This is a genomic window from Rhodoglobus vestalii, assembly GCF_006788895.1.
Lineage (GTDB): Bacteria > Actinomycetota > Actinomycetes > Actinomycetales > Microbacteriaceae > Rhodoglobus > Rhodoglobus vestalii.
Genome location: NZ_VFRA01000001.1, coordinates 1,496,433 through 1,515,806 on the forward strand (window position 1 = coordinate 1,496,433; position 19,374 = coordinate 1,515,806).

General features: G+C 60.6%; 12 protein-coding genes. 4 read left to right on the plus strand and 8 right to left on the minus strand.

The annotated features are described in order from the left end of the window. The first annotated feature begins 419 nt into the window (after nucleotides 1–419). Together FB472_RS07260 and FB472_RS07265 are read left to right on the plus strand one after the other, a co-directional pair. The gene (locus FB472_RS07260; protein WP_141990334.1) at nucleotides 420–842 is read left to right on the plus strand and encodes a hypothetical protein; all 423 of its coding nucleotides are present in this window, start codon (nucleotides 420–422) and stop codon (nucleotides 840–842) included. A gap of 345 nt (nucleotides 843–1,187) precedes the next feature. Continuing rightward, nucleotides 1,188–1,583, plus strand: a complete 396-nt coding sequence (locus FB472_RS07265) for a GntR family transcriptional regulator (protein ID WP_141990335.1) — start codon at nucleotides 1,188–1,190, stop codon at nucleotides 1,581–1,583. Nucleotides 1,584–1,596: 13 nt separating this feature from the next. Here the strand turns inward: FB472_RS07265 and FB472_RS07270 are convergent, their stop codons facing one another. Together FB472_RS07270 and FB472_RS07275 are read right to left on the minus strand one after the other, a co-directional pair. After that, nucleotides 1,597–2,409, minus strand: a complete 813-nt coding sequence (locus FB472_RS07270) for an aldo/keto reductase (RefSeq protein ID WP_141990336.1) — start codon at nucleotides 2,407–2,409, stop codon at nucleotides 1,597–1,599. A gap of 89 nt (nucleotides 2,410–2,498) precedes the next feature. Further along, nucleotides 2,499–5,969 carry a bifunctional proline dehydrogenase/L-glutamate gamma-semialdehyde dehydrogenase gene (locus FB472_RS07275; RefSeq protein WP_141990337.1) on the minus strand — a complete coding sequence of 1,157 codons (3,471 nt, stop codon included), beginning with the start codon at nucleotides 5,967–5,969 and terminating at the stop codon, nucleotides 2,499–2,501. Nucleotides 5,970–6,094: 125 nt separating this feature from the next. Here FB472_RS07275 and FB472_RS07280 point away from each other — a divergent pair, with 125 nt between their 5' ends. Beyond that, nucleotides 6,095–6,988: a LysR family transcriptional regulator gene (locus FB472_RS07280; RefSeq protein WP_021810422.1), complete on the plus strand. Its 894-nt coding sequence runs from the start codon at nucleotides 6,095–6,097 to the stop codon at nucleotides 6,986–6,988. A gap of 59 nt (nucleotides 6,989–7,047) precedes the next feature. On the opposite strand, the gene FB472_RS07285 is transcribed toward FB472_RS07280, so the two are convergent. Both FB472_RS07285 and FB472_RS07290 read right to left on the minus strand, forming a co-directional pair. Next, complete coding sequence (locus tag FB472_RS07285; RefSeq protein ID WP_141990338.1) at nucleotides 7,048–7,596, minus strand: acyl-CoA thioesterase; 549 nt, start codon at nucleotides 7,594–7,596, stop codon at nucleotides 7,048–7,050. A 67-nt stretch (nucleotides 7,597–7,663) separates the two neighbouring features. Then, nucleotides 7,664–8,572, minus strand: coding sequence for an endonuclease/exonuclease/phosphatase family protein (locus tag FB472_RS07290; RefSeq protein ID WP_141990339.1), 909 nt, complete (start codon nucleotides 8,570–8,572; stop codon nucleotides 7,664–7,666). 343 nt (nucleotides 8,573–8,915) lie between these two features. Between FB472_RS07290 and FB472_RS07295 the strand changes: the two genes are divergently transcribed. Continuing rightward, nucleotides 8,916–12,461 (plus strand): TM0106 family RecB-like putative nuclease, encoded by a 3,546-nt coding sequence (locus FB472_RS07295; protein WP_141990340.1) that lies wholly within the window; start codon nucleotides 8,916–8,918, stop codon nucleotides 12,459–12,461. A gap of 149 nt (nucleotides 12,462–12,610) precedes the next feature. Here FB472_RS07295 and FB472_RS07300 read toward each other — a convergent pair whose 3' ends face one another. From FB472_RS07300 to FB472_RS07315, 4 genes are all read right to left on the minus strand, one after another. After that, nucleotides 12,611–15,382 (minus strand): ATP-dependent helicase, encoded by a 2,772-nt coding sequence (locus tag FB472_RS07300; protein ID WP_141990341.1) that lies wholly within the window; start codon nucleotides 15,380–15,382, stop codon nucleotides 12,611–12,613. Nucleotides 15,383–15,392: 10 nt separating this feature from the next. Continuing rightward, nucleotides 15,393–16,220 carry a hypothetical protein gene (locus FB472_RS07305; protein ID WP_246078129.1) on the minus strand — a complete coding sequence of 276 codons (828 nt, stop codon included), beginning with the start codon at nucleotides 16,218–16,220 and terminating at the stop codon, nucleotides 15,393–15,395. Further along, a complete protein-coding gene (locus FB472_RS07310; protein WP_141990343.1) occupies nucleotides 16,217–17,311 on the minus strand; it encodes a type IV toxin-antitoxin system AbiEi family antitoxin in 1,095 nt (364 codons plus the stop codon). The genes FB472_RS07305 and FB472_RS07310 overlap by 4 nt, the downstream gene beginning before the upstream one ends. Nucleotides 17,312–17,483: 172 nt before the next feature. Next, nucleotides 17,484–19,373 (minus strand): DUF4209 domain-containing protein, encoded by a 1,890-nt coding sequence (locus tag FB472_RS07315; protein WP_141990344.1) that lies wholly within the window; start codon nucleotides 19,371–19,373, stop codon nucleotides 17,484–17,486. Nucleotide 19,374 lies beyond the last annotated feature (1 nt).

The window sequence follows — 19,374 nt, forward strand, 5'->3', positions numbered from 1 at the left end:
ATTCGAGCCGCGAGAAGGCAGCGGCGCCCGTAAGCGAAACCTATTACGGTCGGTAGTCTTCGCGGTCTTCGTAGAGTGAGCGAGCGCTGGGATCCGCGCTTCGGCCACCGTTGGCCGCTCCGCCTAACTGGGTAAACACGAATGCCAGGCGCTTAGCGACCCGACCCATCAAATTGAGAAACCGTTTGAACATCGTTGGTCCCTTCTCGGTTAGCTCAACTATATTCAGCAACGCAGTTCGACTGCAATCCTCGCCTCCGCATCCCGGAGTTCGAACGGTGTCACAAGCGGAGCGCCGAATGCGTTGATGTCATCACACACGCTTCGGCCACTCACTACGAGACGCCGATGCCTTGTTTCTTTGCGAATCCGCGCGCCATGTTCTGGACTTGTGGGTTCGCCCTGTCTATGGTGAGCGCATGAGGCGCCTCACCGCAGCAGGACTCGTTTTGGGTGGAATACTCTTTCTCACTGCGTGCGTGCCAGGCTCTGAACCGACGTCGCAGACGGGGTCTCCGATCTTCGATCGCGCGAGAACTGCTGCTGACGAACTGCCCGCCACGGTAGACGGGAACGTTGACCCCAACACGAGCAGGTACGCCGGAGAGGATTCTGCGGGCAACGAATACTGGGTCACGAACGAAACTGACTCGAACATCGAATGCATCGTCTACGTTCCCCCGGACGACGCCGATAATTTGGTGTTCTGCTCAGGACCGGGGCTGTCTGCCACAACAGCCGACGGACGGATCATCGAGTTCGCATCCTCACCGAGCCAACTCTCGCGGGACAACGCGGAACTGGTGGGCGACACACTCCTCGTGAAAGCACCGAACTCTTAGTTCCCCGACCACCGCCCGTAAGCCGGACGATCACCGGGCGCTTTCGAACCGGTGTTGGCGTCGAGTCCACGCCGAGCAGGCAGGTGCCCGTATAGGTGTCCCGACATTAAGCCCCTTGAAGGGGCGTTGTATGCACGACGGGCTTGTCTCGTATCCCTAGGGACACGAGACGCCCCACCTACGGCACGCAAGAAAACTGCGAAACCTTGAAGTTCCAAGAGTCGCAGATTCTTACAACTATGTCTCATAACTAAACGCCCGTTTAGAGGTACTCATCGTTAGTTATGAGACACCGGATCGAACAGCCCACCTCCGCCACGAGAAGCGCATGTGAGAGAATCAGGCATGGCTGAATCGTGGCGTCGCACCCCCACCGAAAGTCCGGTCACGTTCGAAATCGATACCGCGGCGTCCATGCCGCCATTCGAACAGATTAAGGCTCAAGCGATCGCACAGATCGCTAGCGGTGAGCTACTGGCTGGCACCAAGCTGGCGACCGTTCGCCAACTAGCCAGCGATCTCGGAATCGCACCCAACACTGTAGCCCGCGCCTACCGTGAACTCGAAGCTGACGGCTTTCTCCTCTCACGCGGCCGCAACGGCACCGTCGTCAAAGCACGTCCTGGCGATGCCGCAGCGCTGCTCCAACTTGAAGCCAGAGCCTACGCTGACCGAGCGGCAGAGCTCGGCGTGAACGCGGATGAAGCACTGCGTTTCGTGACAACAGCCCTGTCCCGCTAACCAAAACCATGCGCTAATGCCCGATCACGTCGGAGTCGACGCCAGACCCCGGCACATCGAGCGCGGCAATCGCTTCCAAGTCTCGCGAGTCGAGCTCGAAGTCGAAAATCGCGATGTTCTCGGCCAGCCTCTCGGGGTTGGCCGACTTGGGGATCGCCACAAGCCCGTTCTGCACGTGCCAGCGCAGAGCAATCTGCGCTGCCGAACGTTCGTGCTTTGCGGCAATTTCGTTCAGCACCGGCTGGTCGAGCACATCTTTGATCGGACTCCACGCTTCCGTAACGATTCCGCGGGAGTCATGGTAGGCGCGATCGGCGAGCCGCGCATTCGTCGGGGAAAGATCAACCTGATTCACCGCGGGAACGGTGGCCGCGGCATCCACCAGCACATCAAGGTGAGCGGGCTTAAAGTTGGAGACGCCAATCGAGCGCGCAAATCCTTCGGCCTGCAGCTTCTCGAAAGTGCGCCAGGTCGAAAGAAACTCGCCGCGCTTAGGCAGCGGCCAGTGAATCAGCAGCAGATCAACGAACTCAACATCGAGGCGCTCGAGGCAGCCCCGCAGGCCCTCAATGGCCCGGTCTCCGCCCTGAAATGCGCCATCGAGCTTGGTCGTAATGAAAAGATCATTTCGGTCAATGCCGCTGCGCCGGATGCCCTCGCCCACGCCCGCTTCATTGCCGTACTTCGCCGCCGTGTCAATGTGGCGGTAGCCCAACTCAATGGCGGTTGGAACAACCACAGCGACTTCGGCATCGCTGAGGGGCCACGTTCCGAGCCCGAGCTGAGGAATACTGTGACCGTCGTTGAGCGCTAGTGAAGGAATCATCCTCCTAGGCTAAACGACGGCCACCACATTCACCCGATTAGCGTTCTGCGGTGTGCGTTCTACCGCGTGCGTTTCGGGGTTGTTGACAGCTAAACCTCGAGGGCTGCCATCGCCGGGTCGGGGTTCCCGAAGCGGTGGGCGGTAATCGACAGTGACTGCTCGTGCACAAAGATCAGCAGTTCAACCCGGCCCGAGGTGGTGACCTCGCCCGACCAGATGGCGACGTCGGGGTTACCCTCAACGGCCTCCGACAGGTCGATGGCCGAACCACCGATGAGGCGAACGCGGCTCGTCTTCAGTTCACCGCGGGCGGCCCGCTCAAGCCACTGGGCATCCGACTCCACAACGGAGCTGGCAACCGATACTGCGGCGTTACCCGACTCGAGCAATTCGGTGAGCAGCGACGGCAGCGGCACGGCAGAACTGATGTGGATCGTCGAGCCAGTGCGCGCGGCACCGGCAATGAGACGCACAAGGTGACCCATGGGCTGACCCTCAGAGAGGCGAATCGTGACCGGCACCGGACGGTAGCGGAACACGTTGCGCTCCACACCAAGACCCGACACGTCACGGCTGATGCCGAACTCGGTTTCCCAGGCACGCTGGTCACTTTCGGCGGCACGGCGCACGCGATCGAATTCTTCGAATTCCATGCCCGACTGAGCCTTCTTGACGACCGACGACACCTGGTCGCTGAGCCCACGAACCTTGATGTCCCGTGCGGCGGGCTGCTCAACAGCTTCCCACTCGCCGAGCGTCATCAGGTAGTTCGGTCCACCGGCTTTGGCGCTGCGGCCTACCCTCGAACGCTTCCAGCCACCGAATGGCTGGCGGCGAACAATGGCGCCGGTGATCCCACGGTTCACGTACACGTTTCCGGCCTGCACTTCATCGAGCCAGCGAGCAACCTCGGTTGAATCAAGCGAGTGGATGCCCGCCGTAAGGCCGTAATCCACCGCATTCTGAATCTCGATCGCTTCGGCCAGGGTCTTGGCACGCATGACGCCGAGCACGGGGCCGAAGTATTCGGTCAGATGGAATTCGCTGCCGGGAACAACTCCGGTGCGCACGCCCGGCGTCCACTGCTTGCCTTCGTCATCCAACTGGCGGGGCTTCACCAGCCAACTCTCACCGGGAGCGAGAGTGGTGAGGGCACTCAGGAGCTTGCCCTGAGCGGCTTCCACAATGGGGCCCATCATGGTGAGCGGGTCGTGAGGAAGACCGACGCGCAGGGTTCGCACCGAGTCGATCAACTGGCGTTCGAAGCGTTCGCTGGTTCCGACAGATCCCACCAGGATCACAAGCGATGCAGCCGAGCACTTCTGGCCGGCGTGACCGAACGCACTCTTGGTGACATCTGCCACCGCAAGGTCAAGGTCAGCACTGGGGGTCACGATGATCGAGTTCTTGCCGCTGGTCTCGGCCAAGATCGGCAGGTCACGACGCCAGGAACGGAACATTGCTGCGGTCTCCCACGCGCCGGTGAGGATGACGCGGTCAACAGCAGGGTCGGCCACGAGGGCGCGACCGAGTTCGCGGTCTTTCAGGTCGACGAGTGCGAGCACCTCGCGGGGAACTCCGGCCTCCCAGAGCGCTTCGACCATTACGGCGGCGCTGCGCTGTGAGAGCTTGGCGGGCTTGATGATGACACCACTGCCGGCGGCAAGGGCGGAGAGCACACTGCCGGCGGGGATCGCGACGGGGAAGTTCCACGGCGGGGTCACCACGGTGAGCGCCGAGGGCACAAACTTTGCGTCCTCAATCGTGTCGAGGTCGAGCGCACGCTCGGCGTAGTAGTGGGCGAAGTCAATCGCTTCACTAACCTCAACGTCACCTTCGGCGATGGTCTTGCCTGCTTCGTTGGCCATGATCTCGATGAGTCGGGCACGAGAGGTTTCCATCTCGTCGCCGGCACGGTGCAGGATTGCGGCGCGGTCGGCGGCAGGCATGCCACCCCAGTTTCGGCCAGCAGCGGTGGTGGTCTCAATGATGGTGTTCAGCTGCGTGGTTGTGCTGACACCGCCCGCCTTGATCGAGTCGATGCCGAGCTTCGAGTCGCGGCTGCGTGCCAGAATGGCGCGACCCCAGTCGCGGTTTTCGCCGATGGCGGGGTCGGTGTCAGCCACGTTATCGAACGGGCGGTCACCGATCAGAGCGGCGGGTTCTGAACGGTCTTGAACGCGGTTGGATGTCTCAAACGGTTCAGTGAGATTTGCCAGCGATGCCAAGAACCGGTCTTGCTCCCGCACGAAGATGTCCTCGTTGGTGGAGAGTTCGAACAGGCCCGACATGAAGTTCTCGGTGCTTGCGTTCTCTTCGAGGCGGCGAACAAGGTAGCTGATGGCGGAATCGAATTCGCTCGGCTGCACGACGGGCGTGTAGAGCAGCAGGCTGCCGACGTCTTTCTTGATTGCTTCGGCCTGGCCGGTGGCCATTCCGAGCAGCATTTCGAATTCGATGCGATCGGTGACGCCACGCTCTTGAGCGAGGTGCCAGGCGAAAGCGATGTCGAAGAGGTTGTGCCCGGCGACGCCAATGCGCACGGCATCCATACGCTCAGGGGTGAACGCCCAGTCGAGCACACGCTTGTAGTGGGTGTCACTGTCTTGTTTGGATCCCCAGGTGGCCATGGGCCAGTGGTGGGTGACGGCGTCGACGTGTTCCATGGCGAGGTTGGCGCCCTTCACCACGCGCACCTTAATGCTGGCACCTCCGCGAGCGCGGCGAGCCATTGACCAGTCGGTGAGTCCCTGCAGTGCGGCGAGAGCGTCGGGCAGGTAGGCCTGCAACACGATGCCGGCTTCGAGTTCGAGCAGTTCGGGCTGGTCGAGCAGCTTCTCAAACACCGCGATGGTGAGGTGGAGGTCTTTGAACTCTTCCATGTCGAGGTTGATGAACTTCTTCTCGGGGGCGTGCAGCGCGAGCAGGTAGAGCGGGGTGAGACGCTCAACAACCCGCTCGACGGTTTCATCGAAAGCCCACATGGAAAGTTGGGACGCCACTGACGACACCTTGATGGAGACGTAGTTCACGTCATCCCGCTGCAGCAGCGCGCGGGTGCCGGCGAGACGGTTGTCGGCTTCGTCGTCGCCGAGTACAGCTTCACCGAGCAGGTTGAGGTTGAGGTTTACCCCGTCACGACGCAGGTGAACGAGGGCTTTGTCGAGCTTGGCGGGGGTGGCATCAATGATGAGGTGGCCGACCATGCCGCGCAATACTTTGCGGGCGATGGGAACGATCAACCAGGGCAGCAGTGGGGCAAAGGTGCCACCGAGAAAAATTGCGAACCGCAGATACCACGGCAGGAACGCGGGAATCATGTGGGTGAGTCGTTCAAGGTTGCGGCCGGCGACCCGCAGGTCTTCGGGGCGCACCACGGTGTCGATGAAGCCAAGCGTGAAGTCGAGACCCTTGGGATCTTTCAGTACTCCGGCGAGGCGGGTCGCGCTCACATCGACGGGGAATTCGTCACTTTCTGCCAGCCACCGGCGCACCGTAGTGATCGTTTGGTCGGCAAGCTGCTGGTGTGACGCGTCGATGTTGCTGGTACGAGTTGACATGCTCACGAGAATAGGCCTCCGAACGGGAAATGGCTGGAACTCTCAGTGTGACCCCCGACTGCCTTTAGCAAAAGCGACGGAATGCGCATGGTATCGGTTAGAATTAGTTACCGATTGGAGCGCCCATGCTCGATGTTCGACGACTACGGCTTTTGCGTGAGCTAAAACTGCGGGGAACCATCGCCGCTGTGGCAAGCGCACTCAGCTACACCCCCTCTGCTGTCTCCCAACAATTGGCCCTTCTTGAAGAGGAAGCGCGGGTGCCACTGCTCATTAAGGCGGGTCGCCGAGTGCAACTCACCCCCGAAGCAGAACTGCTCGTCGAACACACCGTTGCCCTCCTCGAACGCCTCGAACTGATGGAAGCAGAGATCCACTCCTCCCTCACAGAAGTGCGCGGAACCGTGCGGCTCGCCGTCTTTCAATCAGCCGCCCTCGGCGTGCTCCCTCAAGCCCTCAGCCTGATCGACCGCGACTACCCCCAACTGCGCATCGAAATGACCCAGCGCGAACCCGAAAGTGCCCTCTTCGAAACCTGGACCCGCGAATTCGACCTCGTGATCGCCGAACAGTACCCCGGGCACGCCGCCCCCCGGCATCAGGATCTCGACATGATTCCCCTCTATGCCGACGAGCTCTCCCTCGCCGCCCCCGCCGGCAGCGGCATCACCACCCTCGCCGACGCCGCCGGCAGCTCCTGGGTGATGGAACCCCGCGGCACCGCATCACGCCACTGGGCCGAACAGCAGTGCCGGCGAGCGGGAATCGAACCCGACGTACGCTTCGAAACCGCCGACCTTCAGGCCCACATCCGGCTGGTCGAATCGGGCCATGCCACCGCCATTTTGCCCGGCCTTGTCTGGGGCAGCCGCACCCCCACCGTCGAGCTTCGCCCCATGCCGGGCCTCCCCCGCCGCACCGTGTTCACCTCGGTACGCGAGTCGAGTGTCAGCCGGCCGTCGATCGTGGCGTGCCGCGCGGTGCTTGAGCAGGTCGTGCAGTCGTTCGCTCCGGAGTAGGGAGAGAGCTGGGCTGGGTTGGGCTGGGTTGGGCTGGGCTGCAGCCCTGAATCAGTCTCTTACTCCCAGGTGCTGGGGGCGTCGACGCGACTGACGGGTAGCGCGACGTGGCTGGCCCACTCCTGAACCCAATCGGGCATGGCGGGTTGCGGGGCATCCCATCCGATGGTGTCGAGCAGTTCGGCAACGCTCACGGTGCCGCCCGAACGTTTGAGGAAGCGTGCACGGGTCATGGCCTGGGCGCAGATCTGACCATCAACGACGAAACGCTGTTCAACGAAAACTGCTTTCTCGTCGTAGCCGACAACCCGGGTCTCGAGGTCGAACTTCGTCCACAGGTTGAGTGACTTGCGAAAACTCATGGTCTCGTTGGCCATGACCGGGTAGTAGCCCTTCGCCGACAGCTTCTGCCAACCGCCCGAGCGGATCAGCAGATCCATGCGGCCGATATCCATGATGGAGAAGTACACACCATTGTTCAGGTGCCGCAGCACATCAATGTCAGTGGGCAGCACCCGAAACGAGACGGTTCCGACATCGGTGACGCCCAACGCCGATCGGCGCGGGCTGAGGAGACGATGAAAGATGGTGCGGAAGATCAGGTTCACTCGCCCAGATTAGGTGAATCGTGCGCGGGCCGTGCAATCGCTTGTGGGGAACCTCTAGTGCCCTGCCCTACTTGTCTCCGCCGAAACGAATCACGGCCTGCACGGGCACGTGGTCTGACGGCCACCCGCCCTGATACCGCGTGACGTTGATGCCTGCCGTGAGTGTGGCAACGGTGGGCGTTACGAGGACCCAGTCGATGCGTTTTCGATCAAGCCGTGGCGGGCCATAGTTCGGATACGTGCCCCACCCTCGCGTGAGTCGTTCCTCGGTCGTGTTCCACGTGTCGCACAGCAACCCTTGCCCGATGAGCTGGTTGTAGGGGTTGGTGTCGGCATCCGTGTTGAAATCTCCGGTCATGATTGTGGGATGTGGCGACGCCTCCACCATGTTTCTCAACGCATCGGCGGAGCGCAGCCGCGATTTGCGCGATCGGTGGTCGAGGTGGGTGTTGATGGCCTGGAACTGCACACTGGTGGCGAGATCGAGAAAGACCGCTTCTACCGCAATGCGGGGTGTGCGGTTGCCCCATGAGCTGGAGCCGGGCACAGTCGGGGTGTCTGAGAGTGCGGTCTGCCGCCACTCGACCACCTGAAGGCGCCGGGAATCGTAAAAGATGGGGCAGCCTTCACCGCCGGTGTTCTTTTCGCGGCCGTACCCGATCGAGTGGTAGCGGTCGCCAAGCGCACCCCGCAGAAAATGTACTTGCCTGAAAAGCGCTTCCTGCACTCCGATTAGCGCTGGTTGTTCGGCGGCGAGAAGGCGTTTCATCAGCGGCTTGCGGTGTGCCCACAGGTCGGGACTATTCGGCATCAGGTGAGGCACGCGACGACGGATGTTGTAGGTCATCACATGCAGGCCGGGAGCGTCAACCGGGCCGATTAGCGCACTGCCGTGTGGCGGGAATGCCAGTCGTGGTTCGCGCTCGGGAGCCAGCGTGGAGAACCGCCTCGCGCGTGAAGTTTCGCTGCCGGTCATCGTTCTAGCCTATGGGGCGGTGCGGGGTTCCACTGAACACGCTGCATTGGTGCCGGCCAGCCCACGAGAGACCATTGGCGGCCCCTAGCCGTCGGGTCGATGCCCGTGACGCCCCCGACATTGGGGAGAGCGCACCGCTGACGAGGGGAGTTATTCGCGATACCGTGACCTATCCGCACGTCTCTGGTTGCGGTACACACTGTGAGGTGCGGCATGACTCAGACCGGCAGAACGATTACCAAGCCGACGCTCTCCGTAGACATGGATAAGATCTTCGGTCGTCAGGGCCAGCAACGATCCCAGCCAACCGGATGTCTCCGGCTGACCATATTCTGATTCTGACATGTACCTTCTCCCCAACACCGACTCCAACTCCGGCACCACGACCGCCACCAACGCAGCTCTCGTCACGAGCGCCAGCGACCTCACCCAAGCGTCGAATTGCGAGTTCGGCTTTCTGCGCGTGCTCGATAAACGGCTCGGGTGGTCGACTGATCCGCTGCCCGACGACGACGCGATGCTCAAACGGGCCGCAACGTTAGGCAATGTGCACGAGGAACGCCTGCGTGACCGCTATCGCGCAGAGTTCGGCGACGCGATGGTGGAGTTCGATAAGCCACCCGGGCGCAATGCCGCCATTCTGCGCGACTATACCGCCCGCACGCGCGGCGCGCTCCTGAACGGTGCCCCGGTGGTATTTCAGGGCGTGTTCTTCGACGAATCCGACCCCGAGTTGCCGTTTATCGGCTATGCCGACTTTCTTGTTCGCCAGCCGGATGGTGGCTATCGCGTCGTTGACTCGAAGCTCTCCCGTCAGGTGCGCGTCACCGCGCTTCTCCAGCTGGCGGCCTATCACGAGCAACTTCAGAAGCTTGGCGTGCCGGTCGATGGCACCGTGGAGCTGATCCTTGGCAACGATAGGTCGGAGACCGCCAAGGTTGCCGACATCGCCCCCGTCTTCCGTCGGCGTCGGGCGCGCATGCACGCGATCATTGCCGAGCACCGCGCTGGAGGCGTTCCGGTTGAGTGGCATGACGACCGGTATGCGCGGGATGGGCGCTGCAAGTTCTGCAAGGAACCCGCGCAGGCCGCCGATGACCTCTTTACGGTGGCGGGGCTGCGCGCAGGCCAGCGGACAAAGTTTATGGCTGCCGGCATCCGCACTCTCAGCGATCTTGCCGAAACGTCGGAACGGCCCGAGAGCCTGAGCATTCCGAAGACCAGCTTCGCAAAACTGCACCTTCAGGCAAAACTGCAACACTCCGTTGATCCCACTGATGAGCACGCAATGCCTCCCGTTGTTGTGACGAACCCGCTGCCGGTCGCAAGCCTGCCCCAACCCAATGCAGGCGATCTCTTCTTCGACTTCGAGGGCGACCCGATGTATTCGGAGCCCGGTGTGGGCGGGGTGCCCATTTGGGGCCTCGACTACCTGTTCGGTTGGGTCGACGCCGAGGGCGAATTCGATTGCCTGTGGGCTCACTCGCACGCCGAGGAACGAACCACCCTGCGGTCATTTCTCGACTTTGTGACGAAGCGCCGGCAGCAGCATCCGGGCCTCCACATTTATCACTACGCCAGCTATGAGAAAACTCATCTGCTGAGCATCGCCGCCCGCCACGGTGAGGGTGAGGATGTTGTCGACCAGTTGTTGCGCGATGGGGTGCTCGTCGACCTATACCCGGTGGTCATGGGGGCGCTGCGAATCGGTACGCCGTCGTATTCCATCAAGAAACTTGAACCGCTCTATATGGGCGACGATGTGCGCGCCGGTGTGACGAATGCCGCCGATTCCATTGACGAGTATGTTGACTCCTGCACCGAAGCGGAGAACGGCAATATTGGGCGGGCGACCGAGATTCGGGATGCGATTGCGAGCTATAACGAGTACGACTGCGTCTCAACGCTGAAGCTGCGCGATTGGTTGCGCGCGCTGCCCGAGGTGCAGGGTGTGAAAGTGGATCCTGCCGAAACGGAGCTCGACGTTAGGCCCTTCGAGCCGAGCGAGCTGGACGTTGAACTGCAAGCTCTCGGCACCAGTGCAGCGGAGCGCGGCGATGACACCGCTGCCAGCGCCTATCTGATGGCAGCAGCCGCGATCGACTATCACCGGCGCGAGGTGAAGAGTTTCTGGTGGGAACACTTCGACCGCCTCGAGCAACCCTCCGAACTGTGGGAAGACACTCGCGGTGTCTTCATTATTGAGGGTGCGTCTCTTGCTCGCGATTGGCATAAAGAAGGTAGGCAGCGCACTGAACGCCGCCACCTTCACCTTCACGGTCAGTGGGCTCCGGGCAGCAGCGCAGCTCGCCCGGGCGGCGACGTGTTCCTTTTTTATGGCGACCCGCTCCCCTATTCCCCTCCCGGCCATCGCCCCGGAGCGCGCCTCGCCCGCCCGGTGCGGTTTTCCGACCCGGCCGAGGACGAGTGGGGCATCTTTGTCGTCGAATCTCGGCCCGACGACGTTGCCGCGTGGGAGGAAATGCCCACCCACATCACGCCGGGACCACCCCCGCGAGCAGACAGCATTGTGGCGGCGATTGAGACGTGGGGTGCCACCGTTGTTGATGCCGCGCCGGAGTGGCCTGACGATGCGATGTCCGATCTCCTGCTGCGCAAAGCTCCCGCTGAATCGAGTGCGCTCGAATCGATGGCGGGGCCGGACGATGGTGTGCGTGCCGTGATCGCATCACTGCTTGGGATGGAGAGCGGCTATCTCGGAGTGCAGGGCCCGCCCGGTACGGGCAAAACCTATCTTGCCGCCCACGTCATCCGGGAACTGATCGAGAAGCACCACTGGAAAATTGGTGTGACCGCACAGTCGCACAAGGTTGTCGAGAACGTTCTCGATGCGGTGGTGCTCGACGCCGACGTGAATCCTGAGCTTGTGGCAAAGGCGGTGCCGGGCGAGTTCGGTCCCGGCTATTACACTGAGGGGCCGTTTAGTGAGCTGCCCAAGGATGGGCACCGCGCCTACGCGAGCGAGCACGCATCATCGGGGTATGTGATCGGCGGCACGGCCTGGGATATGACAAATCGAAAGCGTGTGCAGCAGGGGCAGCTCGATCTTCTCGTTATTGATGAGGCTGGCCAGTTTTCTCTCGCCAACACGATCGGTGTTGCGGCGAGCGCCCGCCGCATTCTGCTGCTCGGCGACCCGCAACAGCTCCCCCAGGTGAGCCAAGGCATTCATCCGGCACCGGTCGATGGCTCGGCGCTCGGCCACGTGATTGGTGGTCTTGCGGTGCTTCCGGATGCTTACGGTTACTTTCTGGAGGAGAGTCGCCGCATGGATGAGGCCGTTACCACACCCGTCTCCCGTCTCTCCTATGACGGGCTGCTGCGCTCGCACACCTCAACTCAGGGGCGGATGCTGGCCGGTGTTGCCCCGGGGCTGCATCCGGTGCCGACCGCTCACGTCGACAACTCCACCTTCTCGGCAGAGGAAGCCGACCGGGTCGTTGAGCTGGTTCGCGAGCACCTCGGTGCGCTCTGGACTCCGGAGCCGGGCCAAGCCGCAAAGCCTTTGGAGGAGGACGGCATCATCGTGGTCACTCCCTACAACGCGCAGGTCGAGCTGATCCGGGGCCGATTGGATGCCGCGGGCCTATCGAAGGTCGTCGTCGGCACGGTCGACAAGTTTCAGGGTCGCGAAGCGGTAATCTCGATCGTGAGCCTCGCAGCGTCCAGCGCCGACGATGTGCCGCGCGGTCTCGACTTTCTGCTCTCCCGCAATCGCCTCAACGTCTCAATCTCGCGGGCGAAGTGGGCCGCGTACCTGCTCTACTCGCCCGCGTTACTCGACTCGCTGCCGCAGACCGCGGAAGGGGTGGCGACGCTGAGTCGGTTCATCGGTTTGACCGAGGGTGCCTCTGGCAACGTGTTGTGAGGCCTACGCTTACTCGATGCTGAAGGGGCGCGAGCCAGCCCAGCCGCCCTGCAAGTCGACTGATAGCTGACGGACGTCGGCCGCTCACGGTGCAAGTGCTGCGGTTCCACGATCGAGAATCCCACCTTCTGTCGGGGACTCCATGCTACTTAGCTCTCTCGGCCTGTAAGCCAAACGAGATCGTTATACGTGGCTTCTTTCGAGTGGTCATGCCCGCACTCGAACTTGTTCTCCCGGATATCTGCGGCAACTGCTTCGACCTTGGCCCTGATGCCAGCCAGAAGCATGTCGTTTACTGGTTCGTTGAGCCCGTCACCCTTCGAGTCGAGATTCAGCACTTGAATGCGGTCTGCCGATTCTCCCGTGAGTTCGCGGTAACCCAGCGCGTATACGCTTAGTTGATCCCTCGTCACTCCGGTTGCCTGCGACTCCTCCGTCGACTTGAAGTCGACAATCGAGGTCTCATTTGTTTCCAGCCGCTTTACAAGATCGATGCGGCCGTTGACGGTGACACCCGGGGCGACGACGACCTCGATCTGCTTCTCCGAGTGAATTGTGCGGGTTAGGTCCTCACCGTGCTCGACAAAATATCGCCTAATCGCAGATTTGGCGGCCTTCTTCAACTGCTCACGGAGCGCCGGGTAGGCGTAAGGCGTGTGAAGGTGGCGATTCACTAGATCGGCAGACTCTTCGGGTTGAGGCACATCGCCTGTGAGAGCGCGCTTATGCATCTCTGCCAACGCATCGTGTAGCCCTTTGCCGTATCCGAGAGCTTCGTGGATCGGTGGATTGAAGCCATACATGAATCGCAGTTTGAACTGATAGGGGCACTCAATCAGGTACTTTAGTTCCGAAAACGAGATCGAGATAGCCGGTGTCTCCACCTTTGGCGTCGCAGCCAGACGTACGGTGTCAGGCAGTCCTTCGTCGGTCGTGGAGACCCAGTCTGATTTGGTCGCATGCAGGTAGAAGGCTGACGGCTTCTTTGCCTGGTTGCTCTCTCCGGGCGCGAACGTCATAGATAGATACTTCTGGGCACGTGTGGTCGCGACGTAGAAGAGTCGTGTCTCATCAGCAAGCCCCCCGCGGTAACGGGTGCCGTTTGGCACAGCCTCCTGCGGAATGACGTGAAACACATTGAGTCCACCGCTCACCCTGCTGGGGAAGCGATTCCGGCGAAGGCAAGGAATGAACACCGCCGGCCATTGCATTCCTTTGGAACGGTGCACCGTGGTGAGAGTGACCGCATCAGGGGTCGCATACCCAGAGTCTTCGTCGGACTCTTCGTAATAAGAAGGGGCTTGATGCGTGAGAAAACCGACGAAAGATTTGTATTTTGATTCCGGATTAGACGCGAAGTAAATCGTCTCAAAGTCAGAAATTACTCGAGAAAACTTGCCTAGCTGGTACATAACCAGCTCAGCTCTTGACGGTGTACCGGGAATTGTGTCTTCGCGAATGTCGAGAGCCTCGAGCACGCTTAGGTAGAGACGCTGGATGTTATAAGTGCCCCATCGGTCGTCGTCCCCGAATGCAGCCCCTTGGTCGAGCAACGAGATGGCCCGCGCGAAGTGTTCGGGGCGCGGTAGTAGATCCGCTGCATCAAATAATGACCTGAGTTCTTCCCGGCTGATTTCGTCGAGCATGTAACGGAATAGCCCGACAAGAGCGACGATCTCGGGTGCCTCGAACATCCGAGCTAACCCTTTGATGATGTATGGGATGCCACGCTTGCGCAGTTCCTCAACAACTGGTTCAGCGTCCTTGACGGTTCGGAACAGCACGGCGCAGTCGGACCAGGACAGGCCTCGCGGCGGGCGAGCGGGCGCATCGACGAAGGGTAATCCCTGAAGCGCCTCGATTCGGTCTGCGATCCAGGTCGCCTCAGCTTGAAGGTCGTCAAACTCCAGCGCGACCAAGTCACCGCGATCCCACGTTTGGTGGGACGCGTATTCCATTGCCTTCGAAAGTCGCTCTTCTTCGGGCAGCAGCTCGGCGACGCTCCGGCCGAGGCGGACGATGCCTTCCGAAGAACGGAAATTATCAGCGAGTTGGATTGTGCGCACGTTCTCATAGCGCTCAGCGAAGGACAAGATGTTGGAGACTTCGCTGCCGCGCCATTGGTATATTGTCTGGTCGTCATCACCGACGACGCAGAGGTTCGCACCGAACCGGGTGAGGGCAGCGATGAGTTTTTCCTGCAGCGGATTGACGTCCTGGTACTCATCGACGACGACGTACTTGATGTCATCCTGGGCGTACCGGAGAAGTTCTCGTTCTGTGCTCTCGAGCTCAGGGGCGTCGGGTTCAGACTCGAGGTAAGCAACCGCACCGGCGATCATCGAGGTGAAGTCAAAGTACTTTTGCTGGGCGAGCAGCGTTAGATAAGACTTCAGACTCGCGTCCACCTCATCGGGGATCAGGTCCCACTTGATCTCATCCTCCTGAAGGATAGAAAGTACCTGCATATAAAGTTTCGAGTCTGCGTATCGCCACAATGTGGGTCGACTCGGCGCGATCGACGGGCAAGTTGTGAGTCCTGATTTCGAACTCTGCCGATCGATCAGGAGTCGCTGCGTGATCTCGGTGAGCACACCGTATTTGAAAGCTTCAGGAATGAAAGTTTGGAGCAAGTTAAGGCAATATCCGTGCATCGTACCGATGTACATTTCGGCAAGACCGGGCAAGTCACCATGCTCTGCTTTAACGATCGCGTAGATGCGGTCCTTGAGCTCCGCCGCGGCCTTCTCAGTGAAGGTGAAGGCAACGATGTTCGCTGGTCGAATGCCCGGCTGGCTCAGGATGCGGGAGATTCGCTGCGAGATGACCTGGGTCTTTCCCGAGCCGGCGCAGGCGATCAACTGTAACGGTGCGTCGATTTCCTCGATCGCGGACTGCTGAGCGGGAGTGTAGGCGGGCATTGTGTCGACGCTAACTATCGCCACTGACGCTACCGAGGGAGTCGAATAGTTTTTGAGCGAGGATGCTGGTGGCGAGCGCGACCTGCTGGGGGTCCCCGAGACCTTCTTCGGTGGCGCCCGCCATTACGGACCCTTCGGCGTCGCTGGTGGCGAACAAGGCCCCTAACAAGTCGATTGCTTCGATGGTTACGTCGGCGCTTACTTCTTCGGCCGTGAGACGTCTCATCGATTCGGCAAGTGTGTGGGTTTGGATCGCTACGAGGATTCGATAGATGTCGTGTGCATCCTTGTTTTCGCTCCGGTCTGGCCGACCGAGCCGCTCGCTAACCTTGTGTAGTTTCGCAACGAGCAGTGCGGCGGGGCCCGCAACTTTCATATCGTAAGAGCGAGCGTCTGCGCCCGGTTCTACTGCGGCGATGTTCATGATGGAGTTGTCGACGAGCGCTGCTTCAAGCCCCTTGGTGCGTCTCATGGCGTGTCGCGCGTGAGGCGGCACTTCGACGCCCCGGCTCTTTTTAGTACCCTTCCCGGCGACTGCGGTGGGGACCATGAGATCGACTTCCACGCCGCGAGCAGACTCCCACGAACCGATCGCGTCCTTGATCGGTTCAAAGCCGCCTGATCGCATTGCAATTTCGATGAGCGGATCGCTCCCGAGCAAGTCGGGGTTGATTGCGATGTCACCGTCTGTGGTGTACTCAGCAATCGCGATTTGTGCCTCTTTGGTGTGTAAGTAAACGGCCTGAGCACCAACGAGAATGAGCGCGTCGAGGTGCTCATTCAGCGCATCGAGAGCGTCGAGCAGGCCCGTTCGTGCATTGACGACTTCTTCATTCATTTGCGCCATGCTTTCTCGTTTGCGGTCATCCATTTTATGAGGGCTTCACCTTCTGCGGGGTTACGGCCAGGACCGGTGAGGAGGTCGACTGATACTTGCGATGGGGATGCGAGGACGACCCCGTCCCGCGCGGTCTGCGCGTTCTCGAAGACAATGCTGTCGGGAGACTTGGGCTCAATGAGGATGACGTTTTGCGCAACTTCGGTGGGGTGCACGTCCAGCCATTCGGCGGCAGCGTCTGCGTTTTCGACGTAGATCATTGCGGCCTTCGCTGGGGCGTATGACGCCCATTCGCTAGCCGCGATGCTGCCAGTTACTGCGTAGCGGAATCCTGTGATGTTTGTGGCCTGAGCTCGCAATGATTCGATTCCGCGGGGTGCAATATACGCACGTGTCGTATTGAGTTGGGATATCGCGTAATCGGCTGCCCACTCGCGGAGTAATTTCGGCCAGTCGGGCACGCGGTAGGTATTGTTTGCTTGGAAGCGCTCGAGTAGACCTTCCTCTAGAAGGTAGTCGCGCACGCGGTAGGTGGGGCCCGTGGATGCGCCCGATAGCTTCAGGATGTCAGAGATCGCGAGTGGCCCTCTGTAGTCAAGCAAGGTGCGGACTACCCGCGCGGCGGGCTCTCCTTTGAGTGAGCCGCGGGGTCGCCCCGGTTGGCGCCAGGGGTCCTTGTCAGTCACTCGGGCCGAGATGAACAGCGCGGGTCGTTCGATTGCTATCCGCATGTTGCCAGTCGTGTCGATGTAGGCGAGGTTGGTTTCTTCTAGTGCCGCACGTACTGGTGGGGAGAGGTACCGCGCGGCGACAAGACCTTGCGCTCGCCCGCCGAACTGTGCAGTGTACTCATCGAGTTGCTCTTGGGTTCGCCCGATGTCGCGTCGTTCGACGACACGCTTGGCCTCGACGACGAGCTGGATCGATTCTCCGTCTGGAGTGGCGAGAACGAGTATTGCGTCTGCTCCCATTGCCCCCAGGGGCACTTCATACTGCTCCGTTAGATCCCAGCTTGAGGGCAGGGTCGCTCTCAGAACCTGCACACATCGGCGCAGCACCTGTTTTGTCGACTCAGGAGCTTTGTCGTTCATTGGATACCTTGTTTCTGGAAACCTCTCAGTTCCTCTGCCGGCAGAATTCACTAGTTCTCAGAAACTACCATAGATTTCGGGAAACTATGGATTTCCGCTGTCGCCAGAAATAGCTAGTTTCCAGATACTTTGTGTTGCCTTCGGCAAGTCATCGATAGCTGCAATGCAGTCGTCAGGGAGCCTCTTCGGCAACGGACCCATCAGGCTCCTGCTCGGCGGGCACCGGTCTTGCGTGCTCACGCCCGTCAGCAGCATCTGCGTCGTGCAGGGCATTCCAGTATGGAATAAACGCGAGCTTGATTGCGAACCACCAGAGGTAGACACTCGTGGTTGACCTGCTAATCGAGTCATCGACTAGGCCATGCGCAACGTCGTTACGGACGTTCGGTCCGATAGGGCCGCAGAGTAGGGCGCGGATTTCGAATGCGATGTCTGGGCCAAGAATTTCGACGATGAACTCGTTCTTCATGAGCGACGACAAGCCAACCTCGTTCTCAAGCCCGTCGCTATCGATGGCGCTCGTTTTCTCCCCTGCGTTTGCCAGGTGATACCGAACTAGTGTCTCAATCCGAGGCGAGAGGAGGTGTGCCGCCGAGGCAAAGTCTCCGTTGTAACCGTGAAAGAGCCCACGGGCATAAAGGCCTGCCGAGCCCGGCGGAATTGACGTGCTTCCCTTCGTGATGGCTTCGAAGTCCCTTAAGGTGAGCCGGTGTTCGCTAGTCATCTGCCGCCACGCGTGTGGAATAAGCACTCCGCCCAGAAGGTCAATTCGAATTTGGTACGTCTGTACCATCTGACGCCAGACCGGGCCTGTTTCGCCGTAGAGTTCGACGTCGTCGCCAGTGCCCGACCGATACACAGTTCGTCCATCATGACTGAAGTAACTCACCGGAAAAATGTTGGACAGCGGGTGCTCGGCTACTGCTCGTTCAGCGTCTGCCTTCGATTGGTCGTAGCTATTGAAGGGCTGTAAACCTGCAAATCGTCTCATTGCCTCAAGTGAATCAACCCCGGTGAGATGCTCCAATAGTTCGCGAACAGCGCCGGATAAATCGATACTCTCGCTTTGAAATATGTGCATTTGCCCAAGTGAAGTAGCGCCGGCTTCGCGGATACGACGCGCCAAGTTCGCGGTCAAGTTGCCTGCGCCAAGACGTTCTCGCGCGGATTTCGGCAAAGTGCGCAATGTTTGGAGCGCGTCCTCGAGGTGAACTGCGGCAACTAGACCACCACGGCCATTGTCCTGCGCTGACGCATCCGCCTCGGCGACGAGCCCCTGGACGATGGCGAAGAGCGCGTCCTCCGCTGCTGTCGTATCGCCAGCGCGCCGGAACCAACTGGCTGCTTCTTCCAGCGTATGGCGAGCAGCGATCGAGTTCGGCGAATCTGTGACGGCGAGCAAGCGAGCCGAGATGCTCGCAGCGTTAGCACCAGCCAATCCGTGCTTTCGCAGCAGTCTGGCAACAGTCACGACAAGGGACCCATCTGAGGAGTTCTCCACGGCATCGACCAGGAGTTGCACAAGGGAATCGAGCTCACTGCGCGTCGCCGCGCCGAACCGAACCGCGACAGAGATGCCTCGGTCCCATTGCTCATGCGCGTGGACGAGGGTATGGGGTGCCACGCGATTGTCAATCAGCGCCTGTACCTGGGCGACGTGCCTCTGCGGGCGAAGCGTCCGATCCCCATGAAGGGCGAGGACATCTAGCACGCGGCTGCGGAAAACCAAATCGGGGATCAAATCGACCACGAGCGATAGTACTTCTAGGTCAGCCTCCGATAGGTCGCTTGGTATTTGGGATCGCCGCCCGTCAACCAGCTCAATCATCGGCCCGTAGGGATCTTGGAAGTCGTCAATGCGTACCCAAAAGGAGGCTACGGTCGCGAGCAGACCGCCGAGGTGCTGAACATCCGTATCAGCCTCGGGAGCAACAATTGCGAGGAGCCTGGAGTCAAGGCCGATTAGGCCGGTTTCTGTTGGCGCAAGCGCGTCCTGAAACTGCTGAGTACCGATGATTTCTGCCCAGCGGACACCACTGCCACTCCCCTCCGGTACAGCCATC